At 70.2% G+C, this 12960-nt stretch carries 8 protein-coding genes; 4 read left to right on the forward strand and 4 right to left on the reverse strand.

The genetic code is table 11. The features are described 5' to 3' along the window. Positions 1-167: 167 nt before the first annotated feature. Positions 168-2666 (reverse strand): DEAD/DEAH box helicase, encoded by a 2499-nt coding sequence (locus TY25_RS16345; RefSeq protein WP_042257104.1) that lies wholly within the window; start codon positions 2664-2666, stop codon positions 168-170. 35 nt (positions 2667-2701) lie between these two features. Continuing rightward, complete coding sequence (locus TY25_RS16350; RefSeq protein WP_014986742.1) at positions 2702-3649, reverse strand: PAC2 family protein; 948 nt, start codon at positions 3647-3649, stop codon at positions 2702-2704. A 238-nt stretch (positions 3650-3887) separates the two neighbouring features. Here TY25_RS16350 and TY25_RS16355 point away from each other — a divergent pair, with 238 nt between their 5' ends. Next, complete coding sequence (locus TY25_RS16355; protein ID WP_226887242.1) at positions 3888-4595, forward strand: sensor domain-containing protein; 708 nt, start codon at positions 3888-3890, stop codon at positions 4593-4595. Positions 4596-4733: 138 nt separating this feature from the next. Further along, positions 4734-6803, forward strand: coding sequence for a DUF4192 domain-containing protein (locus TY25_RS44060; protein ID WP_052383013.1), 2070 nt, complete (start codon positions 4734-4736; stop codon positions 6801-6803). A gap of 190 nt (positions 6804-6993) precedes the next feature. On the opposite strand, the gene galE is transcribed toward TY25_RS44060, so the two are convergent. Then, on the reverse strand, positions 6994-7974 hold the full coding sequence (galE, locus tag TY25_RS16365; RefSeq protein ID WP_042257105.1) for a UDP-glucose 4-epimerase GalE: 981 nt from the start codon (positions 7972-7974) through the stop codon (positions 6994-6996). A gap of 3 nt (positions 7975-7977) precedes the next feature. Beyond that, positions 7978-8664: an iron-dependent transcriptional repressor DtxR gene (locus tag TY25_RS16370; RefSeq protein WP_029903602.1), complete on the reverse strand. Its 687-nt coding sequence runs from the start codon at positions 8662-8664 to the stop codon at positions 7978-7980. A gap of 198 nt (positions 8665-8862) precedes the next feature. Between TY25_RS16370 and TY25_RS16375 the strand changes: the two genes are divergently transcribed. Then, positions 8863-10131 carry an acetoin utilization protein AcuC gene (locus tag TY25_RS16375; protein WP_042257210.1) on the forward strand — a complete coding sequence of 423 codons (1269 nt, stop codon included), beginning with the start codon at positions 8863-8865 and terminating at the stop codon, positions 10129-10131. Continuing rightward, on the forward strand, positions 10124-12874 hold the full coding sequence (locus TY25_RS16380) for a bifunctional acetate--CoA ligase family protein/GNAT family N-acetyltransferase (RefSeq protein WP_236639122.1): 2751 nt from the start codon (positions 10124-10126) through the stop codon (positions 12872-12874). The genes TY25_RS16375 and TY25_RS16380 overlap by 8 nt, the downstream gene beginning before the upstream one ends. Positions 12875-12960: the final 86 nt, after the last annotated feature.

Raw genomic sequence — 12960 nt, forward strand, 5'->3', positions numbered from 1 at the left:
ATCTTTCGCTCGGGCAGCAGCGGGAAGAGTAGCAGCGGCCCGTACCCAGAAACGAATCCGTCAAACCTCATGGTGACCACAGGCCGACTCTGCCCTCGAAAAGCGGCGCGAAGTAGTCGATGACCTGTATGGATTCTGTAGAGATCGGGGCCGCGCGGCGGTGCGGATCAGCCCGCGGACACCGTGAGTTCATCGAAGACGACCTCACCGGCGGCATCGGACTCGGCCAGGTCCACCAACGCGACGATCGACCAGCCGTGGTCGCCCGCCGGGTCGTCGAGAACCTGACGCACCTGCCAGAATCCGGGTCTTCGTTCGATCTGGAACAGTTGCGGTCCGCGCGCGTCCGGCCCGGTGCCGATGCGCTCGTATTCGGCGAAGTACGGGGCCAATTCGGCGGCCCAGTCCGGGCCGGTGCCGAGCTCGTCGAGCAGGTCCCAGCGGCGCAGCGCAGCCAGCTCGACGCGGCGGAACATGGCGTTGCGGATCATCACGCGGAAGGCGCGCTCGTTAGCCGAGATCGGCCGGACCGTCTCCGCCCCGAAGGCGAGCTGCTCGGCGTCGGTCTCGGCGCCGGGGTTGGTGAGCTGCTCCCATTCGTCGAGCAGGCTCGAATCGACCTGCCGGACGAGCTCGCCCAGCCACTCGGTGATGTCCTCGAGTTCCTCGGTCCGCGCGGCATCGGGCACGGTGCGGCGCAGCGCGCGGTAGGCGTCGGCGAGATAGCGCAGCACCACGCCCTCCGAGCGCGCCAGCTCGTAGAACGAGATCAGCTCGGCGAAGGTCATCGATCGCTCGATCATGTCCCGCACCACCGATTTGGGCGACGGCGCGAACTCCGACACCCAGGGATGCCCGGCGCGATAGGTCTCGAAGGCGGGCTCGATCAGCTCGGCCAGCGGCTTGGGCCAGGTGACCTCTTCGAGCAGTTCCATCCGCTCGTCGTATTCGATGCCGTCGGCCTTCATCTCGTTGATCGCCACACCGCGCGCCTTGTGCTGCTGAGCCATCAGCAGCTGGCGCGGATCCTCGAGCGTGGATTCGATGAGGGACACCACATCGAGGGTATAGCCGGGCGCGTCTTTGTCCAGCAGGTCGAAGGCGGCCAAGGCGAACGGTGACAGCGGCTGGTCCAGCGCGAAGTCGCGTTGCAGGTCGACGGTGAGCCGGGCGCGCCGGCCCTGCGCGTCCGGCTCGTCGAGCTGCTGCACCACCCCGGCGTCGCGCAGCGCGCGGTAGAGCCGGATGGCGCGCAGGATGTGTTTGCGCTGCGCGGGACGCGGTTCGTGGTTGTCCTCGAGCAGGTGCCGCATGGCGTCGAAACAGTTGCCCGGCCGCGCGATCACGTTGAGCAGCAACGAGTTCGTCACGGTGAAGCGCGAGACCATCGGCTCGGGCTGGGCCGCGATCAACCGGTCGAAGGTCTCCTCGCTCCACGAGACGAAACCCTCGGGGGGCTTGCGGCGCACCACTTTTCGCTGTTTCTTCGGATCGTCGCCTGCCTTGGCGAGCAGCCGGGTGTTCTCCACCTCGTGCTCGGGCGCCTGGACCACGACGGTGCCCATGGTGTCGTAGCCCGCGCGCCCGGCGCGGCCCGCGATCTGATGGAACTCACGGGCTTTCAGCCTGCGGGTGCGCACACCGTCGTACTTGGTGAGCCCCGTCAGCAGCACCGTGCGGATCGGCACGTTGATGCCGACGCCCAAGGTGTCGGTGCCGCAGACGACCTTCAGCAGCCCTTCCTGTGCGAGGCGTTCGACCAACCTGCGGTACTTCGGCAGCATGCCCGCGTGATGCACGCCGATGCCGTGGCGGATCAGCCGCGAGAGCGTCTTGCCGAAACCGGACGCGAACCGGAACTCGCCCAGCGCCGCGGCGATGGCGTCCTTTTCGGCCCGGGTGGCGAAGTTCACACTGGTGAGCGCCTGCGCCCGCTCCAGCGCGGCGGCCTGGGTGAAGTGCACCACGTAGACCGGAGCCTGGTGGGTGGTGACGAGCTCTTCCAGGGTCTCGGTGATGGGTGTGCGCGCGTACGAGAAGGTCAGGGGTACCGGACGTTCCGTGCCCGCGACGACCGCCGTCGACCGGCCCGTGCGGCGCTCGAGATCCTTCGCGAAGAAATCGACCTCGCCCAGGGTCGCCGACATCAGCAGGAACTGCGCGCGCGGCAGTTCGAGCAGCGGGACCTGCCAGGCCCAGCCGCGATCCGGGTCGGCGTAGAAGTGGAATTCGTCCATCACGACCTGACCGACATCGGCGGCCGCGCCCTCGCGCAAGGCGAGATTCGCGAGGATCTCGGCGGTGGCGCAGATGATGGGGGCGTCGGCGTTGACCGCGGCGTCACCGGTCACCATGCCGACCCGCTCGGCGCCGAACACGTCGCAGAGCGCGAAGAACTTCTCGCTGACCAGCGCCTTGATCGGGGCGGTGTAGTAGGTGCGTTTGCCCTGCGTGAGCGCGATCAGATGAGCGCCGACGGCGACCAGCGACTTACCGGACCCGGTCGGCGTCGCGAGGATGACATTGGCACCGGACGCCAATTCGAGCAGCGCCTCGTCCTGCGCCGGATACAGCGGGGTGCCCTGCTCGGCGGCCCAAGCCCCGAAGGACTCGTACAACGCGTCGGCGTCGGTTCCCGGTATCTCCAGCAGCTCGGTCAAATCCACTCCGCACACCCTACGTGCCGGTGTGCGGAGGCTTGTTACCGCTGCTCGTCTGTTTCGGGACCGCCCTCGTAGCCGCCCTGTTCGGCGAGGAACCGTTCGAACTCGGCGCCCAGCTCGTCACCGCTGGGCAGCTCGCCGTCGCCGACGAGCAGGCTCGACTGCCGCTCCTGCGCGCTGACGAAACTGTCGTACTGGCGTTCCAGCGCGTGCACCACGGTCTCGACCTCGGAGTTGCCCGCGATGTGCTCGTTGACCTGTTCGCGTACGCGCGCGGCGGCCTCGCCGAGCGCGGCGAGCGGGATGTCGAGACCCGCGTTGTCGGCGACGTTCTCCAGCAGCGTCTGCGCCGCCTCCGGGTACGCGGTCTGGGCCAGGTAGTGCGGCACGTGCACCGAGAAACCCACCGATTCGTGACCGTGCTGGGCCATCCGGTACTCCAGCAGAGAGGACGCGCTGCCCGGCACCTGCAGCTCGCCCGGCCAGCGCTGATGCTCGGGGATCAGATCGCGGTCGGAGGAATGCGCGGTCACGCCGAGCGGACGGGTGTGCGGGATCGCCATCGGGATGGCGCTGAGGCCGATGCTGCGGCGCACGCCGAGCTGTTCGGCGAGCAGACGTACCGCGGTGGTGAACTTCTCCCAGCGCAAGTCCGGTTCGATGCCCGCGAGCAGCAGGAACGGAGTGCCCGCCGTATCGCGCAGAGCCCAGAGGTTCAGCTCGGGCTCGGCGTACTCGGAGAAGTGGTCGGTCTTGAAGGTCATGAGCGGGCGGCGGGAGCGGTAGTCCAGCAGCTCGTCCACATCGAACGAGGCAACCAGCTCGCTTTCGAGACTCTCGCGCAGGTGCGTGGTGGCCAGCCGCACCGCGTGCCCGGCATCGGTGAAGCCTTCCAGCCCGTGCACCAGGACGGGACCGGCGCCATCGTCGGACGACAGCTGGGGAGCGGGGAACTCCAGTTCGTACATTCGCGACTCGTGCTCCATCGCGTACTCCTTCCTGCGCGGTTCCTGCACCGGTGACGCTCGGCGCTCGACAGGGATGTCGTTCGAGAGCGGCCGACCGGGACGGGACCATGTCCATTGTCCCCCATGCCGGTGACCGCCACCGTGCACGGTCGGACACCGACCCATACGACGAGCCAACAGCTCCGGTGTGCCGCGCATTCCCGGCACGCGGCGTGGCACCGCGGGCGGGCACCGGGAGTTTGGCACAGTGGATCGGGTGACTGTGGCGGATTCGACGCGCAAGCGGGTGTGCTTCGCCATGCCCGCGGCGTGTGCGGTGCTACTCGCCGGGTGCGGGTCGACCGTGACCGGGCATCCGGTGTCGGCCGAGCAGACGTCGGTGACCCGCCAGATCAGCAGCCCCCTGGCCACGCTGCTGCCCGAACCGGCGCAGTTCCCGAAGCGCTACCCGGCGGTGGTGCTGCCGCCGGAGGCCGCCGCGCAGGCCGCGGGCGACCTCACCGGCGTCGGGCGCGGCGCTCAGGTGCAACCACCGGAATGCGCACCGCCGGAACCGAAATTCGGCGCCGACCAGCGGGCGGTGGTGGTCGGCACCGACGACGCCACCCGGGCCACCGTCACCGTCGAGCTGGCACGCACACGCCAGCCGCTGGCGGCGTTGCGCAGTCAGCTGACGCAGTGCCGGTCGATGCGGGTGAACCAGAGCGGGGCCGGGACGACCGTGACGACCGAACTCGTCGCCGCCCCGGAGTCCGAGGCCGAGGATGCGCTGGGATTACGGCGGACGGTCCTGCCGGACGTCGCGGGCGCCGGTCTGACGCAGACGATGCGGGCGGTCACCGGGCAGATCGGTGATGTGCGAATCACCGTGACCTATCTGTCCTTTTCCGCGTCCGAGCCGGATACGGCGGCGGTGGACGAGCTGTTCGTGACGACCGCCCATCGGGTCGAACAGGGGTCGTAGCACGGTCCGGTGACAAACGGGGGTGCTCGCGCGGCGGCGGTGCGTGCGGTTGTCCACAATTCGGCGGAATCCACAGGCGCGGTGAATTGCCTGGTCGGCGTGGGTCGTTCGACGGGGTGCGCGGGCAGGCTCGCTGCCATGACCACTCCCGTGAACCCGTACCTCACCGTCCTGGCGTCCGATTCGGTGCCCGGCGCCGTCCCCGGTGCGCCTTGCTCCCGTCCCACGCTGCGCAGCAGCACATCTCGTGCACCGGTGAGTCTCGCTGTCGCGCTGCGCTCGTGCAGCTTCCTGAAGCGGCGCCCGCTGCCGGACGCCACCGTGCGCCCGTCCGGCTGTGCGCGCCCGGACGACTGCGCGCGAGCTGGGACGTGTGTGCAGCCGGACGATTGCACGGTGTCGGACGCGCGGGACGAAGGCGCGTCGACCGAGCGGTCCGTCGACACGGGCGCGAGTGCGGCAGGTGGTGAGGACCCGCGGTCCCGCTCGGACGAGATGGTCCCGGGCGGGGATCGGTGCGCCGCCGAGGCGGGCGTGAGCATGGCAGGTGGCGTGAACTCACGGTCCCGCTCGGACGAGGTGGTGTCGGGCGGGGATCAGTGCGCCGACGCGGCGGTTGAGCGAAACCGGTTGGCGGCCAGTTGGTCTCGGAGTAGCCATGCCGAGTCCGATGTGCATGCTGCCGGGATCGGCACGGTAGCGGCCGAGGTCGGCGACGGCTCGGCCGTCGTAGAGCAGCACGAAAGCGTGCCGACGGCGCGAGTGTCGGCAGTGGGCGGGGGCCTGGCGGGGCGCGAGGACGCGGCGGGATGCGAGGACGCGACGGGCCGTGAGGCCGTGGTGGGACGCGAGGCCCTGGCAGGATGCGAGGACGCGACGGGACGTGAGGCCCTGGCCGGGCGCGAGGCCGTGGTGGGACGTGAGGCCTTGGCGGGATGCGAGGACGCGACGGGCCGTGAGGCCGTGGTGGGGCGTGAGGCCGTGGCGGGGCGCGACGGGGCCGCGGACTCGGAGGGGGCGGACTGGGCGGCGGATCTCGACGCCGATCTCGCGTTGGTCTGTGCCGAGCCCGCACCACCTTTCGGGGTCGAGACACCGGAGTGTGTCGTGCACGTGGACGAGCCGGGAGATCTGATCGCGGGGGTGCCCGCCATGATCGGGTTCGGTCCGGAACGTTCGCTCGTCGTGCTCGTGCTGCGGGCGGTGCCGGATCGTGACGACGGCGCGATCATCGACGCGGTGATGCGGTTCGACCTGGACCAGGAGGGCGGGCGCGGACGGCTGCGCGCCGAACAGGTGGCGCGGTGCGTAGCCCAGGTGTCCGCGCACGACGACGTGGCCGAGGTGCTCGCGGTGGTGGTCGACGATCGGTCCGTCGAACCGGATCTGTGCGGCTCCGACATCGTCGCGCGTTGCGGCATAGGGCGATTCGACATGCTGGTCGCCGCCCTCGCCCGGCGGCTCGCCGCCCAGGACATCGCGCTCGCCGGCGCCTGGGCCGTGCGCGCGATCCGGCCGGGTGAGCGGTGGTGGAGCCTGTTCGGCGAGCAACGCAGTGGACTGCTGGCGGATCCGGCCACCTCCGCGGTGGCGCTGTCGCAGGTGCTCGACGGGCGGCCGGTCCTCGGCTCCCGCGCGGAGCTGGCCGCGATGGTGACCGAGGACGTCGCGCTCCAGGACGAGGTCGCCGCGCTGCTGGACACCGCGCTCGCCATCGCCCGCGATCGGTACGCCCGGGCGGTGCGCCGTGGCGAGCCGGATGCCTACAGCAGGCAAGCCCTGGAATATGTGCTGTGGCAGGTTGCCAACCTCGAATCCGAGAACGAGCCGATGGCCCGGGAACTCGCCGAACTCGCTGCCGCCCTGCGTGATCGGGCTGTGCGGGACGCCATGTTCGCGCTCGCGGTCGGCGACCACGCCGCCGCGGCCGAAGGCCTGTGGGCCGTCCTGACCCGGGCGTTGCGGGGACGCGACCGTGCGGAGGCCGCGGCCTTGCTCGGCTACAGCGCCTACGCCAGGGGCGACGGTCCGCTGGCCGGGATCGCGCTGGAGGCAGCACTGACGGCGGATCCCGACCACCCCATGGCGTTGCTGCTGGAGACGTCGCTGTCGCTCGGTATGCGTCCGGAACAGATGCGCCGCCTGGCTCGCAGTGGCTACCACGCTGCCGCCGACCTCGGCATAGACCTCGGCGAACCACCGATGTGAAGCCTTGCCGCCGTGCATGATTCGCGGTCCGGGACAGAGGTGCGGGATGCCGACGGATCCGGCGCCGGGGACGGTCGGGGAGTGCGCCGTGCTGCCCATCGGGGCAGCACGGCGTGTGGGGCGATCGTTACCCGGTGCCGTGATCCGGCACCCGGGCCAGTTGTTCAGGCGGGGTGCTCGGCCCCGCGGGCTACTCGGCGCTGTGCGCGCGGGAGCCGAGTGACCGAAGGAATGTCCAAGCGTCGGAAACGATTTCGTCCAGATCGTTGTGCTCGGGGTGCCAGCCGAGTTCGGCGATGGCGCGGGCACTGGAGGCGATGAGCGTGGCCGGGTCGCCGGGACGGCGCGGTGCGTCCTGGGCGGCGATCGGCAGACCGGTGACGCGTTCGCAGGCCGAAATCACCTCGCGGACCGAGAAACCGGTGCCGCTGCCGAGGTTGTACACGCGGTGCGTGCCCGCCTCGGAGCTGGTCAACGCCAGCAGATGGGCCTGGGCGAGGTCACGGATGTGGATGTAATCGCGCACGGCGGTGCCGTCGGGCGTCGGCCAGTCGGTGCCGAATACCGAGATGGCCTTGCGGTGCCCGAGCGCGACCTGCAACACCAGCGGAATGAGATGTGTTTCCACCACCCGGTTCTCGCCGAGACCACCGTAGGCGCCGGCGACATTGAAATAGCGCAGGCTGGTCGCCGCCAGCCCGTGCGCGATCGCATAGGAGGTGATGGCGTGATCTATGGCGAGCTTCGACGCGCCGTACGGGTTGGTCGGCCGGGTCGGGGCGTCCTCGGTGATCGGCACCTGCTCCGGTTCGCCGTACACCGCGGCGGTGGAGGAGAACACCAATCGCGGTGTGCCCGTGTGGCGCATCGCCTCGAGCAACTCGAAGGTCTTCACCACATTGCCGTGCCAGTACTTCTCCGGTTGCTGCACCGACTCGCCGACCAGCGACTGCGCGGCGAAATGCAGCACACCGTCGAAGGTTTCGGCGGCCAGCAGCGCGGGCGCGGCCTGCGCCACATCACCCTCGACGAAGCGGGCCGCGGTGGGGACACCGTCGGCATTGCCGGTGGACAGATCATCGACGATGACGACCTCGTGCCCCGCCTCGAGCAGCACCTGCGCGCAGACGCCGCCCACATACCCGGCACCGCCGGTGACCAGAAGTTTCACGGATCAGACCAGCTTCACCTGGACGGCGTGCGCCATCTCGTCGGACAGTTCGAAACCCGCGTGACCCGGCACCGTGATGACGACGGTGCCCGGCTTGTTCTCCACCGTCACGCGGGCATCCGGCACCACGCCCGCCTCGCGCAGCTGGCCGATGACCTCGGGATCGGTCTGGATGTGCTCGGCGAGCCGGCGCACGACGACGGCGTGCACCTGGCCGTGCGGCAGGTCGGTCAGCCGGACCAGGGTCTCCTCGGCGGAGGTCGGCGGCACGATGCCGAGCTCGTCCAGGCCGGGGATCGGGTTGCCGTAGGGGGAGGTGGTCGGGTGGTTGAGCACCTCGACCAGGCGACGCTCGACGTCCTCGCTCATCACGTGTTCCCAGCGGCAGGCCTCGGCGTGCACGTTCTGCCAGTCCAGGCCGATGATGTCGACGAGCAGGCGCTCGGCGAGGCGGTGCTTGCGCATCACGGCGATCGCCATGCTGCGGCCCTTCTCGGTGAGCTCCAGGTGGCGGTCTCCGGCGACAAGCAGCAGGCCGTCGCGCTCCATCCGCGCGACGGTCTGGCTCACCGTCGGTCCACTCTGCTCGAGGCGCTCGGCGATCCGGGCGCGCAGGGGCACCACGCCCTCCTCCTCGAGGTCGTAGATGGTACGGAGATACATCTCCGTGGTGTCGACAAGATCCTTCACCTGTTACCCCTTCGTCGGCACGAATTCTACCTACGCACAGCGACACGACCGTGCGCCGGATGGTGTCGCGCCGCATCGGACGCGGCATTGCGGAATTCCGGTCGGCGCACGGCGAGCCGCCGTTATCGCACTTGCTTGTATTTCTACTGCATAGCAACGTTCAACGGGGTCGGTACCTTCCCGCGTAGCGTGGCGACCATGGCCACTGCACCGCGCAGCGAACACCCGGCGCCACCCGGCGCAGAGCGCAGCACCGGAACCGTCGTCTGGACCGACCGGTTCCTCGACTACACCTGGACTCCGGAGCATCCGATGAAACCGGCGCGTCTGAAGTTCACCATGGCGCTCGCCGAAAGTCTCGGATTACTCGACGGTGTCGAACTATTGGCGCCGGCCGCGGCCGAGCGGGCAGACCTGCTGCGCATCCACACCCCGGCCTATATCGACGCGGTGGAGCACGCCGTGGCGCCCGAAGGCGCCCCGCTCGCGCCGCCGCACGGCCTGGGGTCGCCGGACAATCCGGTGTTCCCCGGCATGCATCAGGCGGCGTCGGTGATCGTCGGCGGCACCCTGGCGGCGGCGCGGGCCATCGCGGAGGGGCGCAGCAACCGGGCGGTGAGCATCGGCGGTGGCATGCACCACGCGATGGCCGACTCGGCGGCGGGGTTCTGCGTCTACAACGATGCGGCCGTGGCCATCTCCTGGCTGCTCGACCACGGCTTCGATCGCATCGCCTATCTCGACGTCGATGTGCATCACGGCGACGGGGTGCAGCGCGCGTTCTACGGCGACCCCAGGGTGCTGACCATCTCGTTGCACCAGCATCCGGCGACGCTGTGGCCGAACACCGGGTGGCCGGAGGAGACCGGGGCCGGTGCCGGAGAAGGTTCCTCGATCAACCTGCCGTTGCTGCCCGGTACCCGAGATGCTCAGTGGCTGCGCGGTTTCCACGCGGTGGTGCCCGGCGCGGTGGCGGCGTTCCGGCCGCAGATCGTGGTGAGCCAGTGCGGCGTGGACACCCATCGCGAGGATCCGCTGGCCGATCTCGAGCTCACGGTGGACGGTCAGCGCGCCGCCTTCCGCGCGATGCGTGACCTGGCCGACCACTGCGCCGAAGGGCGCTGGCTCGCGGTCGGGGGCGGCGGCTACGGACTGGTCCGGGTGGTGCCGCGCGCGTGGACCCATCTGCTGGCCACCGCACTGGACCGGACCATCGCGCCGGACACCGCGATTCCCCAGGACTGGATCGATCTGGTCCGAGCCGCGGCGCCCCAGGTGGATCCGCCGCGCACCATGGGTGACGGTGGCGACATCGACTACCGCCCGTGGGATGGCCCCGGCGGTACGGGGGAGACTGGGGACGCGCGCCTCGACCGCGCCCAACGCGCCGTCGATACGGCCGTGCTTGCCACCCGCCGAGCGAGTTTCGGACTGCTCGGCCTGGATCCGGAGGACCCTCGTGACTGACCCCGCCGACACACCGGACACCCCGGCGGTCCCGCCTCCGCCCCCGCAGCACTGGTTCGCCGACGTCCTCGCCTCCGACGGCGGGGTGGTGCGGCTGCGGCCGATCACGCCGGACGACGCGGAGCGATTGCAGGAGTTCCACGGCGCGCTCTCCGATCGCACCCGGTATCTGCGATATTTCGGTCCGTACCCGCGGATTTCGCCGAAGGACCTCTACCGCACCACCCACGTCGACTATCACGATCGGGTGGGTTTGGTGCTGGTGCTCGGCACGGCGATCGTCGCGGTCGGCCGCTATGAGCTGCTCGACCGGGTGGGGCGGCGCGCCGCCGAGGTCGCGTTCGTGGTGGCCGACGAGCATCAGGGACGCGGGCTCGGCTCGATCCTGTTGGAGCACTTGGCCGGTGCGGCCGCCGAGAACAAGATCGAGACGTTCGTCGCCGAGGTGCTCGCCGAGAACACCACCATGGTGACGGTGTTCCGTGACGCGGGCTACCAGGTCGAGCGCAGCAGGGACGGTTCGGTGCTGCACCTGGAGTTCGCCATCGATCCCACCGAAGCGCTACTGTCCGTGCGGGATTCGCGCGAGCGTGCCTCGGAGGCCCGCAGCGTCGGCAACCTGCTCACGCCACGTTCGGTCGCGGTGATCGGCGCGACGCCCAGTGCCGGCCGGGTCGGCGGCGCGGTGCTGCACAACCTGCTGTCCGGGGTGTTCCAGGGGCCGGTGTTCCCGGTGAATCCGAATCGGCGCTCGGTGCGCGGCGTGCGCGCCTACGCGACGGTGCGGGAGATCCCGGACGAGGTGGATCTCGCGGTAGTCGCGGTGCCGCCCGGCGAGATCGCCTCGGTGCTCGACGACTGCATGGCCAAGCGGGTCAAGGGACTCGTCGTGCTCACCGCCGGCTTCGACGAGACCGGCGTGGGCGGCGGTACCGCCGAACGCGAATTGGTCGCCGCGGCAAGGGGACACGGCATGCGGGTGGTCGGGCCGAGCGCGCTCGGCATCGCCAACACCGATTCCGCGGTGGCCTTGAACGCGACCCTGGCGCCCGTGCTGCCCGGCCGGGGAAGGATCGGTTTCTTCTGTCAGTCGGGTCCGCTGGGCGCGGCCATTCTCGGTGAGGCGGCGGCCCGGAACCTGGGCTTGTCGACGTTCGTGTCGGCCGGTGACCGCGCCGACGTCTCCGGCAACGACCTGTTGCAGTACTGGGACACCGACCCCGATACCGACGTGGTGCTGCTCTATCTGGAGTCGTTCGGTAACCCGCGCAAGTTCTCCCGGATCGCCCGCCGGGTGGCCAGGACCAAGCCGATCGTCGCGGTGAGCAGCGGCAGGCATGCCGCGCAGCCGGGCGGGGACATGGATCGCTCGATCGTGCGAGACCTGTTCGCGCAGGCGGGCATCGTGCAGGTCGACTCCATTTCGGAGCTGTTCGACTGCGCCGCGCTGCTGGGGTATCAGCCACTGCCCGGCGGTTCCCGCTTGGCGGTGGTCGGCAACAGCGCGGCGTTGAACTGGTTGGCGGTCGATGCCGCGCAATCCGAAGGCTTGGCCGTCGGGGATCCGGTGAACCTGGGCCCGCAAGCGACGCCGGGGTCTTACCTCGACGCTACCGTTGCGGCCTTGCGGTCCGACGAGATCGATTCCGTGCTGGTGGTTTTCGCGCCGCCGGTGCCAGTGCCGATGGCCGGGTTCGCCGACGCGATCCGGGCGGCGGCCGCCGCCGTGCCCGACGCGGGTAAGCCGATCCTGACGACCTTCATTGCCGAGCAAGGCATTCCGAACCTGCTCGCCGTGCGCGGGCAGGGTGCGGCCGCGGTCCGCGGCTCGATTCCGAGCTATCCCGACCCGGAGCGGGCCGCGCGCGCTCTGGCCCGGGTCCGGCGTTACGCGCAATGGCGTAACCGGCCGGTGTCGCCGGTGCAGCGTCCGGATCGCATCGATACCGAGCGGGCGCGTGGGTTGGTGGCGCAGTGGATGGCCGATGCGGGTGGCCGCAGGCTCACCGACCTGGAAACCGTCGAACTGCTCGACTGCTACGGCATTTCCGTCGTGGAGTTCCGGGAGGTGCGCAGTGCGGACGAGGCCGTCGCGGCCGCTCAGGAACTCGGCTATCCGGTGGCGGCCAAGGCGACCGGCGAAATGTGGCGGCGGCGGCCGGATCTCACCGGTGTGCGGCTGGATCTGTGGACGCCGGAGGCGGTGCGGCAGGGTTACGCCGATCTCGCCGAACTGTGCGGCGATCCGGTGCAGCACATTCAGAAGATGGCGACCAAAGGCGTCGGCTGCGTGCTGCGGGTGCAGGATGATCCGTCGTTCGGCTCGGTCATCGAATTCGGCCTGTCCGGCTTGATCATCGAACTCCTCGGGGACCGGGCCTACCGCGCGCTACCGTTGACCGCCGACGAGGCGACCGCGCTCATCGACGCCCCGCGGGCGGCACCGCTGCTCTCCGGCACGCCGGCCAGTCCGCGAGTCGACAAGGCCGCGTTGGCCGAACTGGCCCAACGCATCTCGGCCCTGTTCGACGACCTCCCCGAGATGCGCGAACTGGCCTTCGACCCGGTCCTGGCCTCCACCAACTCCGCCGAAATCCTGTACGCCCGCGGCCGCATCGGTCCCGAACCCAGCCGCTTCGACACCGGCCCCGCCGCCTCGGCTGACTCGCCGAGCCGCGCCGCAACACCGTGCCCCGCCGCGTCGAGCCGCGCCGCGACACCGCGGGCCTGTCGCGCTGGCTGACTGGCCGTGCCGCGCTGGGACACCGGGCCCTTCACGTCGAGCTGCGTTGGGACAGCGCGGGCCCGTCGCGTCGGCTGACTCGCTGA

The sequence above is a fragment of the Nocardia brasiliensis NBRC 14402 genome (assembly GCF_000308475.2).
Taxonomy (GTDB): domain Bacteria; phylum Actinomycetota; class Actinomycetes; order Mycobacteriales; family Mycobacteriaceae; genus Nocardia; species Nocardia brasiliensis.

Excerpts from the sequence above, each read along its gene's own strand:
- TY25_RS16350 (WP_014986742.1), bottom strand. The coding sequence starts at position 3,649 with ATGGAGCACGAGTCGCGAATGTACGAACTGGAGTTCCCCGCTCCCCAG.
- TY25_RS44060 (WP_052383013.1), top strand. The coding sequence starts at position 4,734 with ATGACCACTCCCGTGAACCCGTACCTCACCGTCCTGGCGTCCGATTCG.
- TY25_RS16375 (WP_042257210.1), top strand. The coding sequence starts at position 8,863 with ATGGCCACTGCACCGCGCAGCGAACACCCGGCGCCACCCGGCGCAGAG.